The sequence below is a fragment of the Peribacillus sp. P4_B1 genome, from assembly GCF_056402395.1.
Genome location: NZ_JBFUHM010000005.1, coordinates 81206 through 101744 on the forward strand (window position 1 = coordinate 81206; position 20539 = coordinate 101744).

The following is a 20539-nucleotide window of genomic DNA, read 5'->3' on the forward strand; positions in this document are numbered from 1 at the left end:
ATTGGTAGGATAACTATGAAAGGATGTCCGAATATGAAAGTCTTTAAAAACATTCATGAGTTGATCGGGGAAACGCCGATGATGGAAATAACCCATTTCCCGCTTCCAGATGAAGTCCGTATCTTTGCCAAACTGGAATACTTTAATCCGGGAGGCAGTGTGAAGGACCGGCTTGGTCAAGAACTTTTAGCCCAAGCGTTACAGACAGGGAAGGTGAAAAAGGGTGGGACAATCATTGAACCGACTGCCGGAAATACTGGGATTGGCTTGGCGTTGGCGGCAATAAACAGTGGAGTGGACGTGATATTTTGTGTTCCGGAGAAATTCAGTGCCGAGAAACAGGAATTGATGCGTGCCCTAGGGGCCAAAGTGATCCAGACTCCGACAGAGGAAGGAATGACAGGAGCGATTGCGAAGGCTAAGGAACTGCTGGCTGAATTTCCAGGATCTTATTGTCCCCAACAGTTTGCCAACCCATCCAATCCTGATGCCTATTATAAAACGCTGGGACCTGAAATATGGGAACAGATGGATGGCGATGTAGATGTGTTTGTTGCCGGAGCAGGCACGGGAGGGACATTCATGGGAACATCGCGATATTTAAAAGAAAAGAATGCTGCTTCTGTCAAAACGGTCATAGTCGAACCAGAAGGATCGATTTTAAACGGAGGCAAAGCAGGACCCCATAAAACCGAGGGGATAGGGATGGAATTTTTACCTGCTTATATGGATGAGACGTATTTTGATCAGATTCATACGATAAGTGATCGTGACGCTTTCCATATGGTGAAGGAATTGGCGATGAAAGAAGGCTTGCTTGTCGGCAGTTCTTCCGGTGCGGCATTTGCAGCGGCCATGAAAGAAGCGGCCAGTGCTGACCGGGGGACGAATATCGTCGTCGTATTTCCGGATTCCAGTGAACGATACTTAAGCAAAAAAATTTATCAGGGAGGTATATAAAATGAGAAAAAAAACACAATTGATCCATGGCGGCATTTTTGGTGATGAAAAAACAGGCGCGGTTTCGGTGCCGATTTATCAAGTGAGCACCTATAAGCAGGATGGTCCGGGGAATCATCGGGGATATGAATATTCCCGTACGGGCAACCCAACCCGCCATGCCCTCGAGGAATTGATCAAGGACCTCGAAGAAGGAGAAAGAGGATTCGCCTTCGGATCAGGAATGGCAGCGATGACGGCGGTCATGATGCTGTTCAGTCAAGGTGATCATGTATTGATGACAGATGACGTTTATGGAGGGTCCTTCCGGGTCATCACGAAAGTTCTTAACCGCTTCGGGGTGGAAGCTACGTTCATCAATACGAGTGCCATACACTCGATCGAAAAAGAGATCAGGGACAATACGAAGGCACTTTTCATTGAAACCCCGACGAACCCATTATTGAAGATCACTGATCTAGAAGCGGTATCAAAAATAGCTAAAGAAAACGGCATCCTCACAATTGTGGATAATACCTTCAGTACGCCATATTGGCAAAATCCACTTACACTTGGAGCCGATATCGTGCTTCATAGCGCTACGAAGTACCTGGGGGGACACAGCGATGTTGTAGCGGGTCTTGTCGTGGTGAATGATGAAAAACTTGGCAATGACCTTCATTTCATCCAGAACTCTACAGGGGGCGTGCTAGGGCCCCAAGATTCATGGTTGCTGATGCGTGGAATTAAAACGCTGGGAATCCGAATGGAAGAACATGAAAAAAATACATCTCGTATCGTCCGTTTCCTATCCGGGCATGAAGGCGTTTCGAAAATTTATTACCCAGGTTTTGAAAACCATCCAAACCATGATATTGCAAAAAAACAATCGCGTGGCTTCGGCGGTATGGTTTCATTCGATGTCGGCAGTGCCGAAAAAGCCGAATCCGTTTTGAGTAAAGTGAAATTCTTCACACTTGCTGAAAGTTTAGGGGCAGTGGAAAGCTTAATTTCGATTCCAGCCTTGATGACGCATGCCTCGATTCCGGCAGAGCGCCGTGCAGAGCTTGGAATAACAGATGGGTTGATACGTATTTCAGTTGGTCTGGAAGACGTTGAAGACTTATTGGAAGACTTGGAACAAGCGCTAAAAGGATAAATCGTAAGAGGGACCGCTTCATAGCTTGCTGCCATTATTTACACCCTGTCATTTGGAATGAATATGGTAAAATGAGATATCGATATCTTATTAGCTTGAAAGAAGGTGGAATGGCATGAAAAACCGCAAAAAACAAACGGCTGCAATGCTGCGTTCGAAAATGGTCGATTTTAAACAATTTGCGATCACCTTACTATGTGTCGGCTCGTTCTTCTATTTAGGAACCATCCTTCCCACTGGCGACAAAACGATGATTGACACATATGTCTATATGGGAGCGACAATAATGTTCCTTGGCATATCCATAGTATTTTTCCGATTATCCAAAAAATATAAAAAGACCCTGGCGGAAATGGATGACCAGGACTCTTTACAACAATAGAAAAAAACCTGATTCTTTCAAGAATCAGGTTTTTTTGTTTATCTTACGTTATTGCCCGTTATATGGGTAGATATATCCTACCCATTGCCTCATTAAGTGATAATGGCTAAGTGGAAATAGGAAGAAAGAAAGAGATTTCAAAAAAATGGGCAAAAGCCGTTTACAAATATTGAATTTGTGGATATACTTACCAGGTAATATAAAATATTCCAAAGGGAGGTCGAGGAAAATGAAATTGTATTTATATGGAATCGTCACAAATCAGATTAGCCGGTCCGTTTCAAATAACAATCACATACCATTCGACCTGTGCCAAGCGGAATATTTCTAAAGCAATTTGGCTTTATTAATCATTCAGACATAGCGGCCGCAGGGAGAAGTGTTTTATCCTGCGGCCTTTTTATATTTAAAAAATCCCGCAGGAGGACGTAACTTTCTGCGGCCTTTTTATGCCTTTTTGTTGGGCCGCTCCCTTAAAGGAGGTGATATTATGACACTGAATATGCTTTTCTTCACCATCACGATTAAATTGAAAAAAATGACTGCCGAGGAATGTTTGCAACAGGAGAGAATCCACAAGATCCGAGAAGAACATCTAGATAATGCGCTGAAGCATCGTCCTTTTTTCTAAAGAGATTTGAGGTTGGTATTCCATAAATGATTTTTAAGAAAGGTGGGAGGGTAATATGGATAAATTGGTATATGCAAAAGGAGAGAAGCGTTGCTATTGGCAGGAGAAGGATACCGGCTAACGGCTTTGCCGACGTTTCACAGTATAGACATGGTTTGTATAAAAAAATGTTCACCTAAACAGCGGAAAAGGATGTTGGAAACATGATGAATCGAGGTGAGGAGTGATTCATCATGTTCTCAATGTGGATGACGCTAATTAACACTGAGGTCATCGGAACTGAGATATCCGTCAATGTCTCCGTTGAGCCTATCAGCCGCTGAAATGAATATGTAAAAGGGGAAACTCGGCACTCTGGCCGAGTTTTTTTCTTTGTTTGCATCAGCAGCACGGACCTGGTCCGCCATAACCAAACCCACATCCCGGGAACCACCAAAACCCGAAAATGAGCAATAAAATCAAGAGGACAATAAACAGGCCATAACTATACAAGTAACCGAATCCTTCATTACAAGGTGCAGGAGGCGGATAACCATAGCTGCACCCGTATGGTCCCAAATTATATCCCATCCTAAACCCCCCCCTTTCCTTAAAAATTCACTTTCATTATATGTACGTTTGTATTCGTCCGTTTGGGAATTCATCCATTCTGGTTTGAACATTTAATACTTTCATGATTTCTTTCAGGGGGACAGACACGTACAAGCCCGCCGTTGCATAGGTATGAATAGGGAAGCAAAGAAACGGGGGATGAAACCAATGCCCGGAATACTTACAGCTGTCGGCTATATTATCAAAGAATTTTACTTATTAGTTTCCTATGTGAAAAACAACGCTTTTCCCCAGCCCTTGTCATCTCAGGATGAAAAGAAATATCTGAAGCTTATGAGTGAGGGAGATGGTGATGCCCGTAACATCCTGATCGAGCATAATCTCAGGCTTGTTGCCCATATCGTCAAGAAATTCGAGAATACGGGCGAAGATACAGAGGATTTGATTTCAATAGGAACAATTGGTTTGATAAAGGCCATTGAGAGTTATTCGGATGGGAAGGGTACGAAGCTGGCCACATATGCGGCGCGATGCATTGAGAATGAGATCTTGATGCATTTACGAGCGACTAAGAAAACGAAAAAAGATATTTCCCTGCATGATCCAATCGGTCAGGATAAAGAAGGAAATGAAATCAGTTTAATTGATGTACTGAAATCGGAATCGGAAGATGTCATTGATACGATTCAGCTTAATATGGAAATTGAAAAAGTGAAAAAGTATATTGATATTTTGGATGAACGGGAAAAGGAAGTCATTGTAGGCAGGTTCGGACTGGATTTAAAAAAGGAAAAAACCCAGCGTGAAATCGCTAAAGAGCTTGGCATTTCCCGCAGTTATGTATCAAGGATCGAAAAGCGTGCCTTGATGAAGATGTTTCACGAATTTTACAGGGCAGAAAAAGAGAAGGAAAAGAAAGCAAAAGGATAGGAATGCTAAAATTCAAAAGAGTGCGGGGGAATTCCCCCGCACTCTATTTATTAATATTTATTTCTAATCAAATCTGCAAAAGCATTATAAATCTCGATCCCCTGAAAAAGGAACATACGTGAAGCGGTTAAAGAAAATACCCCAATCATAATTAGTCTGAACCACATATTAATCACTCCTCGATTTTATTTTTTTTATAAAATGTCAGAGTGTGTGGCAACGTAATTCGCCTGAAAAAAAACTGGACCGAGATATCGTCGGCGAAGATTTGAATGAAAATAAAGGAAACTTAAAATGGAAAATTCAAAAATGATAATAATGATAATGGACTGCCAGGAACTAAGGAAAGGGACGAAAGGCAGTTTCTTGTCGGCCTTTTCCCAGTGATGAACATCAATGTGCTCTTCAAGGGTTAGCTGCTGTCCGTGATGATGGAACTGTATCGGCATTGTCCATAGAATTAGGACGATAGCAGACAAGTGGATAAAGAATTTCATACAATCAACCACCCCTTTCCGAAGAATATATTCATCATATCATGCTTTTATTGTGGGATAAACAAAAATGTTCTAAAGTATACTGAAAATTCTTTTTAATTAGAAAAATATTGAATAAAGCTCTATAATAGGATTATTGATAAAAAGGGGGCAATGCAGTATGGGGTATGCTTTGACGTGGGATTTGGATATCTTTTTTAAAGGGGGAAGCTCTTCTAAGGAGTTCCTGCTTTTCTTAAATGAAATTAACGAAGAGGTACAGGAATTGGACCGGCTTGTTAGCAATATCAATCCAGAAGGAAACAATGATGGAAGTTTAATCCAGGCATTTGATTTTTTTAAAAATACAAATATGAAATCGTCTCAGGCAGGTGCTTTCATCGGATGCCTGGAAGCTCAAAATGCGCAGGATAAAAAGGCAGGTCAGCTGCGGATCAAACAAATGAAGATAGTCGCTTCACTAAAAATGGTGTTAAGCAAGCTGGATGAAAAGTTGATACAGCTTGATGATGCGTTTTTTAAAAAAATCCTTGAAAAAGAACCATTGAATGAATTGAAATTCGTATTGAACGAACGTCGGGAACGGGCAAAGGAAAAGCTTTCAGTTAAGGAAGAATCATTAATCACTCAATTGTCCATGGACGGTTTCGAAGGCTGGAGCCAAATGTATGATACGATCGTTGGTTCAATGACTATCCCTCATAAGGGTGAAAATCTTTCTGTAGGCCAAGCGGCGAATAAATTTTCGGATCCTGATGGAAAGGCCCGGAAAGAATTATTTACTGCTTGGGAACAAGCTTGGGGGGGGACAAGTGACCTTTTTGCCCGGACTTTGAACCACTTAGCAGGATTTCGTCTCAGTGTGAATGATAAAAGGGGCTGGGATGATATTTTGAAGCAGCCTCTGGAAATAGGGAGGATGAAAAAAGAAACCCTCGAAAGCATGTGGAATGTAATTGCCGATCATAAGGAGCCGCTTGTGCGATTTTTGCAAAGGAAAGCAGAGTTACTTGATTTGGATAAATTAAGTTGGGCGGATTTGGATGCACCGCTCGATGTTACAGCAGAATCCAAAGTAATGGATTATCAAGAAGGTGCAGACTTCATCGTTCAGCAATTCTCTAAATTCGGCTCTCAATTAGCACATTTCGCCCAAAAAGCTTTTGAGGACAGCTGGATTGAAGCGGAGGACAGACCAGGTAAAAGGCCAGGCGGTTTTTGCACGGGCTTTCCTTTAAATAAGCAGTCAAGAATTTTCATGACGTACTCGGGTACCCCTTCAAATGTATCGACATTGGCCCATGAATTGGGGCATGCGTTCCATTCTTATGCGATGAGGGAAATCCATCCATTGAACCGATCATATGCAATGAACGTGGCTGAAACTGCCTCTACTTTTGCTGAAATGGTCGTATCGGATGCAGCTGTGAAGGAAGCGGCCAGTGAGGAAGAAAAGCTGGTTCTTTTAGAAGATAAAATTCAGCGTTCCGTAACATTATTGATGAATGTCCATGCCCGTTTCTTATTCGAGACAAGATTTTATGATGAGAGGAAACAAGGATATGTCAGTGCCGAACGATTGAATGAACTGATGGTTGATGCACAAAAAGAAGCCTATGGTGATGCATTAAGTGATTATAATCCAACGTTCTGGGCTTCAAAGCTTCATTTCTATATTACAGATGTACCATTTTATAATTTTCCGTATACATTCGGCTACTTATTTTCTTTAGGCATTTACGCGAATGCCCTGAAAGAACCGGCAGGATTCGAAGAAAAATATATCGCCCTATTAAAGGATACTGGTTCGATGAAGGTCGAGGATTTGGCGGACAAACATTTAGGCGTCGATTTGACGACCCGGGATTTTTGGGAAGAAGCGGTTAATGCCTGTATGAAGGATGTAGAAGAATTCATGCGTTTGACCGATCCGCTTGTCCGAAAGGCATAAAAAAAGTTTAGGGTGAATATGAACAAAAAAAGCGGATGTCCGAGTTAAGGACATCCGCTTTCTTATTTAAACTTTCTTTAGTTTAAATGGACTGACCATGAGTAATGATAATATAATCATGAGGGATAAGAAAAAGACCGGATGAAAATACGGGATAGCGAGAAAACTTAAGGTAGCGATGCAGCCTGCAACTGTAATGGGAACTCCTGTAAAATATCCATTGCTTTCACTTATATTGAAGCGGGCGAGGCGAAATGCGCCACAGCCAATATAGAAAACCGTGAATAGTGTGCCAGGTGCCCCGAATTCTATTAATATTCCTTGGTATAATAATAGGGCTGGTGCGACGCCAAAAGAAATGATGTCACACATGGAATCAAGTTGCTTACCCAATTCCGATTCAATGTTAAACTTTCGTGCAACCATACCGTCAAAGCGATCTGCAAGGGCAGCCAAGAAGATTAAAAGCAGGCTTAAATTCAATTGGCCATGCATCACGGCAATTATCGCAAATCCACCAAGGGATAAATTAATTAAAGTAAGTATATTTGCTGTTTGTGCTTTCACTTTTTTAATGGTTTGATCTAGGGCGTGTAATAAAAACATCTTTTCACTCCTTTCAAATGAAACAAAATAAAACAAAATAAAACAAAATATAATAAACATAAGTATTTATTATATAATAATATTTTATTTAACACAATTTATGCAAGTAATTTTTGAATAATTTTACAATTTGGAGTGGTTTTATTTGTATCAGTCTTTGTATCGCATTCTTATTGAACTGACGAATGGTCGGTATTCATCAGGTTTATTAAAGCATTTTAGCCAATCTCGTTGGAGCAGGCCCTTGATTTTACTATATGTAAAAACTTTCAACCTTAATCAACAAGAATTTGGTAAGGATTTAAAAGGGTATACGAATCTTCATGAGCTATTTACAAGGCGGTTAAAGGCGGACGCCAGGCCTATTACGGCAGCTCCTTCTGCAGTGGCTTCTCCCGTCGACGGTGTACTCGAGGATTCAGGGGAGATACGCGCTGATAAAAAGATCGTCGTTAAGGGAAAGGTGTATTCAATGGAGGAGATGCTCGGGGATGAGCTTTTTTTGGAAAAGTACTTAGGCGGCAAATATCTCGTGTTATACTTAAGCCCGAGTCATTACCACAGGATCCATGCACCAATCAAGGGCTCCGTGGTCAAACGCTGGACTCTTGGAAGGAAATCGTACCCCGTTAATAAATGGGGAATGAAATATGGAAAAGAGCCTTTGGCAAAAAATTATCGTACAATAACTGAACTTAAAAATGAAGCGGGAAGTCTGGCAATGGTGAAAGTCGGAGCCATGTTCATAAATTCGATCGTCATTACTGATGAATCGGATGAATTGGAAAAAGGACAGGAATTTTCTTATTTCAGCTTTGGGTCGACAGTGGTCCTTCTTTTTGAAAAAGGCAGTTTTGAACTTGAAGGAAACATAACCATCCCCGCTGATGTCCGTGTCGGTGAAACAATCGGATTCATGAGACCCGTCTAACTTCAAATGAAAAATAAGAAGGCTGACATTTGATGTCAGCCTATGTATTTCATATTAGAATATTGATCGGATTTTATGTGTTAAGGATCTTCGATGAATTTCCGTTTCTATGAGGCGGATGAAATCGGTACTTAACTTTAAATTCTGCGCTTTAAAATAGGATTCCAGCAACAGGTCATCAGATAGTTTTTGCATCAGAACGCCATATACGGCTGCTCACCTCCAGTAGGGATTGCGAGGAATAATTTGGTGTTTACTTGCATATATTGATAAGTCTTCCTTGATGTACCCCTACTGTATCAGAAATAAACTTGGAGAACAATCGTTCTGTTATCCACAGTTAAAAGTGGATAACCTGTGGTTAAGTTGTTTACAAGGTGAACGAAATGATGCACATCAGTATGGATAATGTTAGTAAAGTTATCCACAGGTTGGATAAATGAAATTTTTGTCGAAATCTTTTAGGAATAATTAGTTCTTTGGGTCTGGTTTACCTGCTAATTTCCCATTCTTTAATAAAAAATGCCTTTCCATATCAGAAAACATACATTATGATGTTTTTTTACCGTCAGACCTTCTTTCCTAACTTTTTTTGAAAGTGAGCCGAAAATTCGATATGATGGAGACGGTAAATTTTAATGAAAATATAGAGGTGCAATATGCTTAAATTATTTTTGCCGAGTGAACATGTTAAAAGCATTTTTAATATAGATCCTCAAGAATTGAAAAAAAGAGGGATAAAGGGAGTTATCACCGATTTGGATAATACTCTCGTTGAATGGGACAGGCCAACAGCCACCCCCGATTTAATCAAATGGTTCGACAATATGCGGGATCATGGGATTTTAGTGACGATTGTGTCCAATAATAATGAAAAACGGGTTCGGTCTTTTTCCGATCCGCTTCACATTCCGTTTATCTTCCAGGCCAGAAAACCGATGGCAAGAGCCTTCCATAAAGCCCGTAAGACGATGGGATTGAAGTTAGAAGAAACGGTGGTAATCGGCGATCAATTATTGACGGATGTATTGGGAGGGAACAGAGGCGGGTTCCATACGATCTTAGTGGTCCCTGTTGCGCAGACCGATGAATTCAGAACGAAGATCAATCGTTATTTTGAAAGAAAGATCATGGCGTTTTTTAAACGAAAAGGAATGATAGAATGGGAGGATCACAATTGAACAATCATCAAGAATTAGTGTGCATCGGCTGTGGTGTGAAGGTCCAGACAGAAGATCCGAAGGAGTTGGGCTTTGCCCCTAAATCAGCCCTGGAAAAAGAGAGCATCGTCTGTCAGCGCTGCTTTAAATTGAAACATTATAACGAAGTTCAGGATGTGTCCTTAACTGACGATGACTTCTTGAAAATCTTGAATAAAGTAGGCGAAACCGATTCTTTAATCGTCAAAATCGTCGATATTTTTGATTTCAATGGAAGCTGGCTTCCGGGCCTGCATCGATTTGTCGGAAGAAATGATGTTCTTTTGATCGGTAATAAGGTCGACTTATTGCCTAAATCAGTAAAACCGAACAAGTTGATCAATTGGATGAAGCAATCGTCAAAGGAATTGGGGCTTAACCCGATTGATGTCCTGCTTGTCAGTGCGGAAAAGGGAAAACACATCCTTGAAGCGGCTGATGCGATTGAGCGGTATCGCAAAGGTAAGGATGTCTATGTGGTGGGCTGTACGAATGTAGGAAAATCGACTTTCATCAACCGTCTTATAAAAGAAGTGAGCGGTGAAAGTGATATCATCACGACTTCCCACTTCCCTGGGACTACCTTGGATATGATTGAAATTCCTTTGGATGATGAACAGGCTTTGATCGATACACCAGGTATCATTAATCATCATCAAATGGCTCATTATGTGGACAAACGGGACTTCAAGGTGATTATGCCGAAGAAGGAAATCAAGCCGAGAGTGTACCAACTGAATGAAGGGCAGACGCTATTTTTCGGAGGGTTGGCCAGGTTGGACTATGTCTCAGGGGGAAGGCGTTCATTAACTTGCTACCTTTCGAACGAATTGAATATTCACCGTACGAAACTGGAAAATGCCGATGAATTGTATAAAAACCATGCCGGGGAATTACTGACTCCCCCACGGCCGGAACAAATCGAGGAGTTTCCGAAGCTGATTCCACATGAATTTTCCTTGAAAGATGGTAAAATGGATATTGTGTTTTCTGGTCTTGGCTGGGTAACGGTCAATGAGCCAGGGGCGAAAATCGTTGCACATGTTCCAAAGGGCGTCAATGTGATCGTTCGCAAATCATTAATCTAAATATAGGGGTCGTCTAGTCTATGAAAAAGATATATGGGGTAATGGGAGATCCAATTGCACATTCGATGTCACCGGACATTCATAATGATGCATTTGAAAAAGAAAATATAGAAGCGGTTTATCACCATTTTCATGTGACGAAAGAAGGTTTGAACGATGCCGTGAAAGGCATGAAAGCCCTTGGTATAGAAGGGTTCAACATCACGATCCCTCATAAGACTTCAATCATCCCTTTCCTTGATGAAGTGGATGAACTGGCCCTGGCAATCGGGGCTGTAAATACGGTTGTTAACAAAAATGGTCGGTTTATAGGGTATAATACAGACGGAAAAGGATTTTTTAAATCTTTATGCGATGAAATATCAGGTGACATTAAGGCTAAAAAAACGTTAGTGATCGGAGCGGGCGGTGCTGCGCGTGCGATTTATTTTACTCTTGTTAAAGAAGGGGTAAAACAAGTTGATATTGCAAACCGGACAAAGGAAAGAGCGGCCCAGCTTGTTTCTGATTGCCCGTATGATAAAGTATCGAAGGCACTCTCGATTATCGAAGCGGAAGAAAGCTTATCACAATATGATTTAATCATCCAAACGACTTCTTCTGGAATGAGTCCGGAATTGGACCATTCACCGTTGAAGGTCGACCAGCTTAAAACCGGTGCAATCGTCAGTGATATCATCTATAACCCTCTGCAAACCAAGCTGCTGCTTGAAGCGCGGGAAAAAGGGGCGGAAACGCAAAATGGTCTGGGGATGTTCATCAACCAGGCTGCGCTTGCATTTGAGATATGGACAGGCGTTATGCCGGATACAGCAAGAATGACAGAGATTGTCTTGAACAAACTAGGAGGTAACACATGTTAACAGGAAAACAGAAAAGATTTTTACGATCAAAGGCCCATCACCTCAATCCGATTTTTCAAGTTGGTAAAGGCGGGGTCAATGATAATCTCATCAAGCAAATTGGTGAGGCGCTTGAAGTACGTGAATTAATAAAGGTCAGCATCCTGCAAAACTGTGAAGAGGACCGCAATGATGTGGGACGTTCTTTATCAAAAGGTGCAAGAGCGGAATTGGTTCAAATTATCGGCAACACAATTGTGCTGTATAAAGAATCAAGAGAAAACAAACAACTTAAATTACCTTAAGGAACCTATCTATGAAAAAAATTGGAATTCTTGGCGGTACATTCAATCCTCCACATATTGGGCATTTAATAATAGCGAATGAAGTGTTGGATGCCCTTGAGCTAGATGAAATTAGATTCATGCCAAATCATGTTCCTCCCCATAAAGAAAAATCGGAGGAAGTAACCGATATGGACAGGCTGGCTATGTTGGAAAACGCGATAGCCGGAAACCCATCTTTTTATATTGAAGGTATTGAAATAGAAAGAAAAGGCACATCTTATACGTATGATACGATAAAATTGCTGAAAGAACTTGAGCCAACCAATGAGTTCTATTTCATAATTGGCGCAGATATGATTGAGTATTTACCGAATTGGCACCGTATTGACGAGCTGGTGGACATGGTCAATTTCGTTGGGGTGAAGCGCCCCGGTTATAATGAAAAGACCGTATACCCAATCACGATGGTGAAAGTCCCTCAGATGTTCATTTCCTCTTCCATGATACGGAGGAAGCTAAGAACGGGGAAAACCGTGAAATATTTAATAGCAGATCCAGTGGTGAAGTATATTAAAGGGAATGGTTTATATGAATCGTGAGAAAGCGCTGGTGCTGGTCAAAGAACAAATTACCGAGCGCCGGTACATTCATACCTTGGGCGTGGTCGGATCAGCGATTGAACTTGCTGAACTGTATGGTGCCGACGTCAAAAAAGCAGAATTGGCAGCAATTTTTCATGATTATGCAAAATTTCGTCCAAAAGAGGAAATGAAGCAAATAATAATCGCTGAAAAAATGGCGCCGGAGTTACTTGATTATGATATGGAGCTGTGGCATGCTCCAGTCGGGGCTTTTCTCGTGAAAAAGGAAGCGGGTATCACTGACGTAGAAATATTGGATGCGATTGCCTATCACACGTCTGGCAGGGTTGGCATGAGCCTTTTGGATAAGGTCATATACCTTGCTGACTATATTGAGCCGGGACGTTCTTTCCCTGGAGTCGACGAAGTCAGGCTGACAGCAAAGCGAAATTTGGATCATGCTGTCATTCAGGCTTTAAGGAATACAGTTGTTTTTTTAATGAAAAGAAATCAGGCAATTTACCCTGACACATTTAAGACATATAATGATTTGATCATGAATTTGAAGGAGAAGATGTAATGACTGAACGTGAACTTCTTGTAATTGCAGCAAAAGCGGCAGATGATAAAAGAGCGGAGGATATCGTAGCATTGAATATGCAAGGTATTTCCCTTGTAGCGGATTACTTTTTGATCTGCCACGGTAATTCTGAAAAACAAGTACAAGCAATAGCTCGTGAAATGAAGAGCAAAGCTGATGAATCAGGAATCAATGTAAAACGTCTTGAAGGTTTTGACGAAGCGAAATGGGTGCTTGTGGATCTTGGCGATGTAGTGGCCCACATTTTCCATAAGGATGAAAGAAACTATTATAACCTTGAACGTTTATGGGGAGATGCACCTTTTGAAGATCTAGAGAGTGAACTGACTCCATGACTTATGAACGCTTTGCCTATGTATACGATGAATTGATGAAGGATGCACCCTATGAAAAATGGCTGTTGATCCTTACGGCGAAGCTGGAACAGTACGGAATTGGTGGAAGGAAAGTCCTGGATTTAGCTTGTGGAACCGGGGAAATGACCGTTGAATTGGCACAACACGGATTTGAAGTCACCGGCGTGGATTTATCTGATGAAATGCTTCTTGTTGCCAATGAAAAAGCGGTGAGGCTTGGATTATCGATTCCACTTTTCCAACAGAATATGGCAGAACTCGAGGGACTTGGTCAATTTGACTGTGTCACGATTTTTTGTGATTCGCTGAACTACCTTCGCGACGAGGCGGATATAGTAAAAACGTTCAGCAGGGTTCATGAGCATTTAAAGGATGGCGGATTATTCTTGTTCGATATCCATTCGATTTATAAAATGGAAAAAATCTTTCATGATAATACGTTTGCTGTCAATGATGAGGAAGTATCCTATATATGGGACTGTTTCCCGGGGGAAGAACCTTACAGTGTGGAACATGATTTAAGTTTTTTCGTGAGGGACGATGAAAGTGGTCTTTACGACCGTTTTGATGAGTTGCATTATCAACGGACCTATCCGGTTGAACAATACAAAAAGTGGTTGAAGGAAGCAGGTTTTACGGTTTCTGAAATACTGGCGGATCTTGAAGAAGCACCGCTTGTAACGGAAACCGAAAGAATCTTGTTTGTTGCCAGTAAATGAAAGAAGAGGTCAAGAGCCCCGTTCGTACATCCCTGTACGAGTGAAGGTCTGACCTCTTCTTTTTTTTATTTTTAGAAGGAAATGAGATATATGTTACGAATATTAATAAGGATGGCCGAACTGCTTTTCAACTTCATGAAGATCCTCTGCAAACTTTTCATGTGTCGCTTGAAAAAGATGATGGAACATTTCCCCGGTTTCAGCTTCTAAAACCTTGATCCCCTCACCCGTTATTCCACCCTTTACACAAACCTTTTCCTGCAAGGTCGGCAATGTATAAACTCCTTTACCAAGCAGTTCCCCTAAGCCAACCAGCATGTTTTCAGTCAAAGTCGTAGCGGTTTCTTTATCTATCTTCGTCGTTTGGCAAGCCGCGTCAATAAAAGCTTGTGCTAAATAGCTGAAGAAGGCAGGACCGCAGCTGACGATATCGGAAGCTACCCGTGTAATATCATTTTCAATAATGACCGGTGCCGATATGGCGGAGGCCAAATCAAATAAAGCTGACATTTTCTCCTTACTGCAGCTCTCGCTGAAACTCAGTAACGATACTCCTGAACCCACACGGTTCGTTATGCTCGGTATAAAACGGGCACAGGGGGCATTCACTGCCGATTCAAGCTGGGAGACTGAAACAGGACTTGTGATGGAAATAACCAGCTGATCCCTTTTTATATGATGTTTGATTCCCTGCAACAGGCTATCTATTTGTAATGGTTTTACACAGATAAAAATAAAGTCCGCTTGCTGGACGATTTCGGCAGCGCTCTCCGCAACCCTGATACCAGGGTGTTTTTCTTTCAGCGTCAATGCTTTGGAAATTGTTCGATTAGTAATGATTAGATCAGCCGGATTCAATATTTTTGCCTCCAGCCACGCCTCGATTAAAATGGTCCCCATATTGCCGGTTCCGATTACACCGATTTTCTTCAATGCCGATCAACTCCTCTTAATTAAGCGATTGATTCTCCTAGAAACCCTATGTATTTTTAATCTGTCCTATGACAATGTATTGTGCGAAAACTAGCAAGGAGGAAAATGAATGGAAAAAATTTTAAAAAAGAAAATGGCGATGATTACCGTTGCGTTGGTATCTGGGGCAGCAGGAATTTACTTTTTTTTGCAACAAGGGAAAGGACCGGTTGATACGGAAGATATATTTGCTGTTACGGCAAATGAAGATAAAATCGAACAAAGTGAAAATGAAACGCCTGCCGAACCAGTAATCATTAAAGTGGATGTTAAAGGAGCGGTGCAGGCCCCAGGCTTATTTACGGCCCAGGCAGGTGACCGGGTAATCGATTTGATCACAGATGCGGGAAGTTTTACGGACAAGGCCGATAAGGATAAAGTGAACTTTGCCCAAATCGTTGAAGACCAAATGGTCATCTATGTACCGGAAATAGGTGAAGAAGACAAGGGAATCTTGGAGGATATACAAGTCGGTCCGCCTGGTAATGCCGCCGCTAAGGGGCCGTCAGGGAGACAGGTGAACTTGAATACAGCTACGCAGGAAGATTTGGAAACACTGACGGGAATTGGACCATCCAAAGCGATTGCGATCCTGGAATACAGGGAAAAAGTGGGGAAATTCAAGCAGGTAGATGAATTGAAGAAGGTATCGGGAATCGGCGATAAAACGTTTGAAAAGTTACAGGATTCCATTTCGGTGCAATGAATGATTGAATTTGCTACACAAATGGACAGGAAGAGGGTAAAATTGAAGAAAATCATTCTAGGGAGTAAGGGGATACATCATGAACAGGATTAGTTGGGATCAATATTTCATGGCGCAAAGCCATTTATTAGCTTTAAGAAGCACATGTACACGCCTCGCTGTAGGAGCGACGATCGTCCGGGATAACCGGATCATTGCGGGAGGATATAATGGGTCCATTGCAGGAGGGACGCATTGTATTGATGATGGCTGTTATGTAATTGATAATCATTGTGTCAGAACGATACATGCTGAAATGAATGCACTTTTACAATGTGCGAAATTTGGAGTGCCAGCTGATGGGGCAGAAATATATGTGACACATTTTCCATGTCTTCAGTGCTGTAAATCACTCATCCAAGCTGGAATCAAAGCTGTTTATTATGCGGAGGATTACAAAAACCATCCATATGCCCTGGAGTTATTTAAACAGGCTGGTGTCAAGACAGAAAAGGTCGAAGCGAAAGGGGCCATAGATGTTAATGGAAAAGAGAAAAAGGACTTTGTGTTCTCGTTGCTAGCTCAACTTGAACGAACAGGTCTGGGAAAAGAAGCTGTATTGGAGCTGGAAAAGCAGGCCAAACATATATTTGACAATTAAATAGGACGGGGGGGCAGGCATGGCTAGACACCTTATCTTATTAGCCGTTTCGGCCACATTTGGGGTTTCGGCCCATTCATTTTTACATGTAGGGCAGCTGATCATTATCCTTATTTTTCTCTGTTTCCTTTATTTATCAGTCGGGTTGAGCGTAAAGGCCCTTAGCCTTCATTTAGTGCTCATGGGGATTTTCTTAGGGGCCGCCTCTTTCTCCGATCACCGGAACAACTCTGTATATCATGGAACGGAAAGTCGATTCATCATCACATTTACCGATCCACCGAATATTGATGGAAATTCATTAAAAGGATTCGTTGGCAATGAGAAAGGCGAGCGGCTAATGCTTCGTTATAACATCACCACCGAACAAGAAAAAGCAAAGCTTAGCCAGCTTCTGCGAATCGGTTTATCATGTCCGGCCAAAGGGAATTTGCAAGTTCCCGACAAAAACAGGAATGAAAACAGTTTCGATTACCAGCGTTATCTTTTGCGCCAAGGCACCCATTGGGTATTTAAAGCAGATTCCATTTCATTTCGAGAATGCCAAGAGGTTGGAAACTCGATTGTCGTTTCGATTCGTAATTTGCGAATGAAGGGAATTACGTATATTAGTGAACACTTTCCGGAAGAATCGAGCGGTTTTGTCAAAGCTCTCATATTCGGCGACCAGACAGATATAGATGAAGTCGACCTTACTAATTATCAGCGGTTGGGTCTGGTTCATTTACTGGCGATTTCCGGTCTTCATGTAAGTTTTTTAACGGGAATGTTATTTTATCTTGGCATCAGGATTGGAATTACAAGGGAAAATATGATGGTAGCCATTCTGATTTTCCTTCCAATTTACATGATACTTTCAGGTGCTAGCCCATCAGTGGTTAGATCGTGTTTAATGGCTATGCTTTTCTTTTTACTCCTGCTGTTCAAAAAGCGAATCTCGGCGGGTGCCACAATTGCATCGGTTTACATGGCACTGTTGTTTTTTAAGCCTAATATGCTCTATGATATAGGCTTTCAGCTTTCATTCGCAGTCACTTTCTCCATTATCATGTCCTCAAGCATTTTCTTACAATACCCGCAAAAAACGATGCAGCTATTTATCATCAGTTCCATATCCCAATTGGCTGCCCTTCCCATTTTACTTTTTCACTTTTTTGAAGTATCTTTTCTTGGCGTGTTCTTGAACGTATTGTATATTCCTCTTTATTCCATCATCTTGCTGCCATTTTCACTGATTACCCTCTTCATTCATTTATTGCTACCTTCCCTGGGGCAACCCCTCATATCAATTTTGAACTTCACTTTCATACTCTCAAATAAAGCCGCGGATGCGGTATCGGATTTGCCCCTTGCATCCATTACGTTTGGAAAACCGCCTTTCATCATGATGACATTACTTGTTATTTCCCTTTTAGGATTATACCTGACTTGGGATGAATCTTTTGAAAAATGTAAAATCTGGTGCGGAATCATGATTGTCCTTTTGTTTTTTCAATATAATTTACAAAGGTTCTCACCTTTTGGTGAAGTACAGATAATCGATGTTGGACAAGGTGACTCCATTTTAATTATCCTGCCGTTCAATCGCGGTAATTATCTGATTGATACGGGAGGGCAAATTACATTTCCAATCGAAACATGGGCAAAAAGGAGAAAGAAATTCAATACGGCGGATGATATCATTATTCCATTATTGAAAAGTAAGGGAATCCAGCACTTGGACAAACTGATTTTAACTCATGCAGATTCAGATCATATGGGAAGTGCAAAGGAATTAATTGAAAATTTCAAGGTGAGGGAGATTGTTATTGGAGGTTGGAGTGAAGAGCATTATCGGGATTTGGATTTTGTGTCCATTGCAAGAGATAAAAAGATTAAAATGACGGTTACGAAGAGGGGGGATCATTGGGCAGTGGGCGAAGCTGCGTTTTCCGTGCTAAGTCCATATGAAAAAGAAGAGGATAAGAATGATTCCTCGATAGTTCTATTAGCAAAGCTTGGGGGATTGTCATGGCTATTGACTGGAGATATGGGAGAAGAGGGGGAAAGGGAACTGTTAAGCACATTTCCGCAGCTGCAGGCGGATATCTTGAAGGTTGGTCACCATGGCAGTAAAACATCTTCTTCCACACCCTTCCTTGAACAGCTCCAGTCGAAAGCTGCGCTTATTTCGGTTGGAAAGGATAATCGCTACGGTCACCCTCATGGAGACGTAATTGGAAATCTGGAGGGAAATGGCATTAAAGTGTTCAGGACGGATGAGGATGGAGCTATTATTTACAAGTATTATAAAAGTAAAGGAACCTTTCGGAAGACTCTTCCATAGTATGTAGAAAATCAATAAGAAAGAGACTGCAACGGCAGCCTCCTTCAGGAAAAATAAGTGCATGTAGTAAATGAAATCAGGATCCGACAGCTTTAATGACGACAGCTATGGTGAACATGGCGGCGAAAAATACAAAAGAACCGATGAATCCCATTGCGGAATCAGCGACGTCATCTGTTTTTGATTGGACATTCTTTTCGAATTCGTTCATTGTTTACCCCTCCTATTTCTGCTAATAGTATAAAACATTACCAAAAAAAAATCTACAGGCTGCACTTCTTCATTTCCTTTACTGACAAGAGTTGTCACAAATAGTTTGGGATTTTGAGGTCAAAATAAAAGTACAAACAAAGCAAGCGAAAAAGCAAAGCTCGATTTTTGAATTCTACATGAATACTTTACCCGCTTTCAAGGGAGATTACCCGGGCCTTTCTTGAAAGTGTTCATATAGATCCGGAATTAGCCCTTTAGAGGGCTAGTTCCCTTTATAGCTTGTCAAATGGTCCATCCACCTATACCATTAGAGAAGAATACATAAAAAAGAGGCGGATTCTATTGGTATTAGACGTATGGAAAAGTATAAAAAAAGGGCAATTCGCGCCAGTATACATGTTATATGGAACGGAGGCCTATCTAATTAATGAAACGAAGCAGCTATTGATCGAGAATGTCCTTCACGAGGATGAGATGGATTTTAACTTTTCTCAATTTGATTTGGAAGAGACGCCTGTTGAAACAGCGCTTGAAGATGTTGAAACCCTCCCGTTTATCGGGGAAAGGCGTCTTGTTTTCATGCAAAACCCATTTTTTCTGACAGCTGAAAAAACGAAGTCAAGAGTTGAACATAATGTGAAAAGGCTTGAAGCCTATTTGGCTGATCCCGTTCCTTATTCTATTGTTGTGTTGACCGCACCTTATGAGAAACTGGATGAACGGAAAAAAATCACCAAGGAACTGAAGCGTAAGGCGGTTCTCGTTGAGGCAAAGAAGCTTGGTGACCATGAATTAAAGGGGTGGGTGAAGGAGCGGGTCGAAGCCTCTTCCGTCCAAATAGATGAACAAGCTACAGAGCTTTTACTTGAACTTGCAGGAACGAATCTGATGATGCTGACAAATGAATTGGATAAAATGGTGCTTTATGCTGAAGCTGATAAACACATTACGGTCGAGGTAGTGGAAAAGCTGGTCGCTAAATCCCTTGAGCAGAATATCTTCACGCTTGTTGACCATGTTTTGCAGCGGAAGATGGAGAGTGCCATGACGATTTTACACGATCTTCTCAGGCAGAATGAAGAGCCGATCAAGATATTGAGTGTTATGGCAGGACAGGTCAGGTTAATGTATCAGGTGAAAGAGCTTTCACGTCAGGGCTATAGCCAGCAAAAAATTGCAGGACAACTGAAGGTGCACCCATACAGGGTAAAGCTGGCACTTGAAAAGACGGGAAAATTCCAGGAACGCGAGCTGTTGAGCATCATAAACGACTTAGCGGAGGCGGATTATAAAATGAAGACTGGACAGGCAGATAAGGCGATAACACTTGAATTGCTGCTCTTGAAAATTAGATAATAAAAAAGGTGGCAGAAACCCTGTCACCTTTTTTGAACAAAAAAACACGCACAAAAAAAACGATCCAATTGGATC

General features: G+C 41.4%; 25 protein-coding genes. 19 read left to right on the forward strand and 6 right to left on the reverse strand.

Translation table 11 applies throughout. From position 1 onward, the window contains the following. Nucleotides 1–33: 33 nt before the first annotated feature. The 4 genes from AC1DVK_RS04290 (at nucleotide 34) to AC1DVK_RS04305 (ending at nucleotide 3111) form a co-directional block, all read left to right on the forward strand. Nucleotides 34–960 carry a PLP-dependent cysteine synthase family protein gene (locus tag AC1DVK_RS04290; protein ID WP_477625931.1) on the forward strand — a complete coding sequence of 309 codons (927 nt, stop codon included), beginning with the start codon at nucleotides 34–36 and terminating at the stop codon, nucleotides 958–960. Nucleotide 961: 1 nt separating this feature from the next. After that, a complete protein-coding gene (locus tag AC1DVK_RS04295; protein WP_477625932.1) occupies nucleotides 962–2098 on the forward strand; it encodes a bifunctional cystathionine gamma-lyase/homocysteine desulfhydrase in 1137 nt (378 codons plus the stop codon). Nucleotides 2099–2213: 115 nt separating this feature from the next. Next, nucleotides 2214–2480: a YrhC family protein gene (locus tag AC1DVK_RS04300; RefSeq protein ID WP_260398960.1), complete on the forward strand. Its 267-nt coding sequence runs from the start codon at nucleotides 2214–2216 to the stop codon at nucleotides 2478–2480. Between the two features lie 490 nt (nucleotides 2481–2970). Next, nucleotides 2971–3111: a YrzI family small protein gene (locus tag AC1DVK_RS04305; RefSeq protein ID WP_289320031.1), complete on the forward strand. Its 141-nt coding sequence runs from the start codon at nucleotides 2971–2973 to the stop codon at nucleotides 3109–3111. Between the two features lie 381 nt (nucleotides 3112–3492). Here AC1DVK_RS04305 and AC1DVK_RS04310 read toward each other — a convergent pair whose 3' ends face one another. After that, nucleotides 3493–3681, reverse strand: coding sequence for a hypothetical protein (locus AC1DVK_RS04310; protein ID WP_125160713.1), 189 nt, complete (start codon nucleotides 3679–3681; stop codon nucleotides 3493–3495). A 189-nt stretch (nucleotides 3682–3870) separates the two neighbouring features. Here AC1DVK_RS04310 and sigK point away from each other — a divergent pair, with 189 nt between their 5' ends. Then, nucleotides 3871–4593 carry an RNA polymerase sporulation sigma factor SigK gene (sigK, locus tag AC1DVK_RS04315; RefSeq protein WP_061464138.1) on the forward strand — a complete coding sequence of 241 codons (723 nt, stop codon included), beginning with the start codon at nucleotides 3871–3873 and terminating at the stop codon, nucleotides 4591–4593. A 194-nt stretch (nucleotides 4594–4787) separates the two neighbouring features. On the opposite strand, the gene AC1DVK_RS04320 is transcribed toward sigK, so the two are convergent. Then, on the reverse strand, nucleotides 4788–5090 hold the full coding sequence (locus AC1DVK_RS04320) for a hypothetical protein (RefSeq protein ID WP_289320032.1): 303 nt from the start codon (nucleotides 5088–5090) through the stop codon (nucleotides 4788–4790). 160 nt (nucleotides 5091–5250) lie between these two features. On the opposite strand from AC1DVK_RS04320, the gene AC1DVK_RS04325 reads away from it, so the two are divergent. Next, nucleotides 5251–7041, forward strand: coding sequence for a M3 family oligoendopeptidase (locus AC1DVK_RS04325; protein WP_477625933.1), 1791 nt, complete (start codon nucleotides 5251–5253; stop codon nucleotides 7039–7041). A gap of 66 nt (nucleotides 7042–7107) precedes the next feature. On the opposite strand, the gene pssA is transcribed toward AC1DVK_RS04325, so the two are convergent. Continuing rightward, nucleotides 7108–7647, reverse strand: coding sequence for a CDP-diacylglycerol--serine O-phosphatidyltransferase (gene pssA / locus AC1DVK_RS04330; RefSeq protein WP_061464135.1), 540 nt, complete (start codon nucleotides 7645–7647; stop codon nucleotides 7108–7110). A 145-nt stretch (nucleotides 7648–7792) separates the two neighbouring features. Between pssA and AC1DVK_RS04335 the strand changes: the two genes are divergently transcribed. Beyond that, the gene (locus AC1DVK_RS04335) at nucleotides 7793–8578 is read left to right on the forward strand and encodes a phosphatidylserine decarboxylase (protein WP_089361563.1); all 786 of its coding nucleotides are present in this window, start codon (nucleotides 7793–7795) and stop codon (nucleotides 8576–8578) included. Nucleotides 8579–8632: 54 nt separating this feature from the next. Here the strand turns inward: AC1DVK_RS04335 and AC1DVK_RS04340 are convergent, their stop codons facing one another. Then, nucleotides 8633–8773, reverse strand: coding sequence for a sporulation histidine kinase inhibitor Sda (locus AC1DVK_RS04340; protein ID WP_034311351.1), 141 nt, complete (start codon nucleotides 8771–8773; stop codon nucleotides 8633–8635). A 464-nt stretch (nucleotides 8774–9237) separates the two neighbouring features. Here AC1DVK_RS04340 and AC1DVK_RS04345 point away from each other — a divergent pair, with 464 nt between their 5' ends. The 8 genes from AC1DVK_RS04345 to AC1DVK_RS04380 are packed head-to-tail and all read left to right on the forward strand — an operon-like array spanning nucleotide 9238 to nucleotide 14251. After that, nucleotides 9238–9759, forward strand: coding sequence for a YqeG family HAD IIIA-type phosphatase (locus tag AC1DVK_RS04345; RefSeq protein ID WP_061464133.1), 522 nt, complete (start codon nucleotides 9238–9240; stop codon nucleotides 9757–9759). Beyond that, entirely contained in the window at nucleotides 9756–10865 is a 1110-nt protein-coding gene (yqeH, locus tag AC1DVK_RS04350) for a ribosome biogenesis GTPase YqeH (RefSeq protein WP_410861861.1), read from the forward strand. Before AC1DVK_RS04345 ends, yqeH begins: the two co-directional genes overlap by 4 nt. A 20-nt stretch (nucleotides 10866–10885) precedes the next feature. Further along, a complete protein-coding gene (gene aroE / locus AC1DVK_RS04355; protein WP_089361562.1) occupies nucleotides 10886–11728 on the forward strand; it encodes a shikimate dehydrogenase in 843 nt (280 codons plus the stop codon). Further along, nucleotides 11722–12012, forward strand: a complete 291-nt coding sequence (gene yhbY / locus AC1DVK_RS04360) for a ribosome assembly RNA-binding protein YhbY (RefSeq protein ID WP_061464130.1) — start codon at nucleotides 11722–11724, stop codon at nucleotides 12010–12012. The genes aroE and yhbY overlap by 7 nt, the downstream gene beginning before the upstream one ends. 11 nt (nucleotides 12013–12023) lie before the next feature. After that, nucleotides 12024–12593 carry a nicotinate-nucleotide adenylyltransferase gene (locus AC1DVK_RS04365; RefSeq protein WP_061464129.1) on the forward strand — a complete coding sequence of 190 codons (570 nt, stop codon included), beginning with the start codon at nucleotides 12024–12026 and terminating at the stop codon, nucleotides 12591–12593. After that, nucleotides 12583–13155, forward strand: coding sequence for a bis(5'-nucleosyl)-tetraphosphatase (symmetrical) YqeK (gene yqeK, locus AC1DVK_RS04370; RefSeq protein WP_089361560.1), 573 nt, complete (start codon nucleotides 12583–12585; stop codon nucleotides 13153–13155). Before AC1DVK_RS04365 ends, yqeK begins: the two co-directional genes overlap by 11 nt. Further along, nucleotides 13155–13511, forward strand: a complete 357-nt coding sequence (rsfS, locus tag AC1DVK_RS04375; RefSeq protein WP_057218744.1) for a ribosome silencing factor — start codon at nucleotides 13155–13157, stop codon at nucleotides 13509–13511. The genes yqeK and rsfS overlap by 1 nt, the downstream gene beginning before the upstream one ends. Beyond that, nucleotides 13508–14251: a class I SAM-dependent DNA methyltransferase gene (locus tag AC1DVK_RS04380; protein ID WP_125160706.1), complete on the forward strand. Its 744-nt coding sequence runs from the start codon at nucleotides 13508–13510 to the stop codon at nucleotides 14249–14251. Before rsfS ends, AC1DVK_RS04380 begins: the two co-directional genes overlap by 4 nt. A gap of 102 nt (nucleotides 14252–14353) precedes the next feature. On the opposite strand, the gene comER is transcribed toward AC1DVK_RS04380, so the two are convergent. Next, nucleotides 14354–15184: a late competence protein ComER gene (gene comER / locus AC1DVK_RS04385; protein WP_286140732.1), complete on the reverse strand. Its 831-nt coding sequence runs from the start codon at nucleotides 15182–15184 to the stop codon at nucleotides 14354–14356. A gap of 109 nt (nucleotides 15185–15293) precedes the next feature. Here comER and AC1DVK_RS04390 point away from each other — a divergent pair, with 109 nt between their 5' ends. From AC1DVK_RS04390 to AC1DVK_RS04400, 3 genes are all read left to right on the forward strand, one after another. After that, entirely contained in the window at nucleotides 15294–15929 is a 636-nt protein-coding gene (locus AC1DVK_RS04390) for a helix-hairpin-helix domain-containing protein (RefSeq protein WP_089361558.1), read from the forward strand. Nucleotides 15930–16008: 79 nt separating this feature from the next. Further along, nucleotides 16009–16569, forward strand: coding sequence for a ComE operon protein 2 (locus AC1DVK_RS04395; RefSeq protein ID WP_410861858.1), 561 nt, complete (start codon nucleotides 16009–16011; stop codon nucleotides 16567–16569). A gap of 19 nt (nucleotides 16570–16588) precedes the next feature. Further along, a complete protein-coding gene (locus tag AC1DVK_RS04400) occupies nucleotides 16589–18895 on the forward strand; it encodes a DNA internalization-related competence protein ComEC/Rec2 (protein WP_477625934.1) in 2307 nt (768 codons plus the stop codon). A 76-nt stretch (nucleotides 18896–18971) separates the two neighbouring features. On the opposite strand, the gene AC1DVK_RS04405 is transcribed toward AC1DVK_RS04400, so the two are convergent. Beyond that, nucleotides 18972–19106: a YqzM family protein gene (locus tag AC1DVK_RS04405; RefSeq protein ID WP_081108861.1), complete on the reverse strand. Its 135-nt coding sequence runs from the start codon at nucleotides 19104–19106 to the stop codon at nucleotides 18972–18974. A gap of 344 nt (nucleotides 19107–19450) precedes the next feature. On the opposite strand from AC1DVK_RS04405, the gene holA reads away from it, so the two are divergent. Continuing rightward, the gene (gene holA, locus AC1DVK_RS04410) at nucleotides 19451–20464 is read left to right on the forward strand and encodes a DNA polymerase III subunit delta (protein WP_477625935.1); all 1014 of its coding nucleotides are present in this window, start codon (nucleotides 19451–19453) and stop codon (nucleotides 20462–20464) included. The last annotated feature ends 75 nt before the right edge of the window (nucleotides 20465–20539 follow it).

Coding starts and splice junctions, on each gene's coding strand:
- AC1DVK_RS04295 (WP_477625932.1), top strand. CDS start 962: ATGAGAAAAAAAACACAATTGATCCATGGCGGCATTTTTGGTGATGAA.
- pssA (WP_061464135.1), bottom strand. CDS start 7,647: ATGTTTTTATTACACGCCCTAGATCAAACCATTAAAAAAGTGAAAGCA.
- AC1DVK_RS04300 (WP_260398960.1), top strand. CDS start 2,214: ATGAAAAACCGCAAAAAACAAACGGCTGCAATGCTGCGTTCGAAAATG.
- sigK (WP_061464138.1), top strand. CDS start 3,871: ATGCCCGGAATACTTACAGCTGTCGGCTATATTATCAAAGAATTTTAC.
- AC1DVK_RS04310 (WP_125160713.1), bottom strand. CDS start 3,681: ATGGGATATAATTTGGGACCATACGGGTGCAGCTATGGTTATCCGCCT.
- AC1DVK_RS04395 (WP_410861858.1), top strand. CDS start 16,009: ATGAACAGGATTAGTTGGGATCAATATTTCATGGCGCAAAGCCATTTA.
- AC1DVK_RS04305 (WP_289320031.1), top strand. CDS start 2,971: ATGACACTGAATATGCTTTTCTTCACCATCACGATTAAATTGAAAAAA.
- AC1DVK_RS04340 (WP_034311351.1), bottom strand. CDS start 8,773: ATGCAAAAACTATCTGATGACCTGTTGCTGGAATCCTATTTTAAAGCG.
- rsfS (WP_057218744.1), top strand. CDS start 13,155: ATGACTGAACGTGAACTTCTTGTAATTGCAGCAAAAGCGGCAGATGAT.
- AC1DVK_RS04380 (WP_125160706.1), top strand. CDS start 13,508: ATGACTTATGAACGCTTTGCCTATGTATACGATGAATTGATGAAGGAT.
- AC1DVK_RS04400 (WP_477625934.1), top strand. CDS start 16,589: ATGGCTAGACACCTTATCTTATTAGCCGTTTCGGCCACATTTGGGGTT.
- yhbY (WP_061464130.1), top strand. CDS start 11,722: ATGTTAACAGGAAAACAGAAAAGATTTTTACGATCAAAGGCCCATCAC.
- AC1DVK_RS04345 (WP_061464133.1), top strand. CDS start 9,238: ATGCTTAAATTATTTTTGCCGAGTGAACATGTTAAAAGCATTTTTAAT.
- AC1DVK_RS04325 (WP_477625933.1), top strand. CDS start 5,251: ATGGGGTATGCTTTGACGTGGGATTTGGATATCTTTTTTAAAGGGGGA.
- AC1DVK_RS04290 (WP_477625931.1), top strand. CDS start 34: ATGAAAGTCTTTAAAAACATTCATGAGTTGATCGGGGAAACGCCGATG.
- AC1DVK_RS04365 (WP_061464129.1), top strand. CDS start 12,024: ATGAAAAAAATTGGAATTCTTGGCGGTACATTCAATCCTCCACATATT.
- AC1DVK_RS04405 (WP_081108861.1), bottom strand. CDS start 19,106: ATGAACGAATTCGAAAAGAATGTCCAATCAAAAACAGATGACGTCGCT.
- aroE (WP_089361562.1), top strand. CDS start 10,886: ATGAAAAAGATATATGGGGTAATGGGAGATCCAATTGCACATTCGATG.
- AC1DVK_RS04320 (WP_289320032.1), bottom strand. CDS start 5,090: ATGAAATTCTTTATCCACTTGTCTGCTATCGTCCTAATTCTATGGACA.
- yqeK (WP_089361560.1), top strand. CDS start 12,583: ATGAATCGTGAGAAAGCGCTGGTGCTGGTCAAAGAACAAATTACCGAG.
- AC1DVK_RS04390 (WP_089361558.1), top strand. CDS start 15,294: ATGGAAAAAATTTTAAAAAAGAAAATGGCGATGATTACCGTTGCGTTG.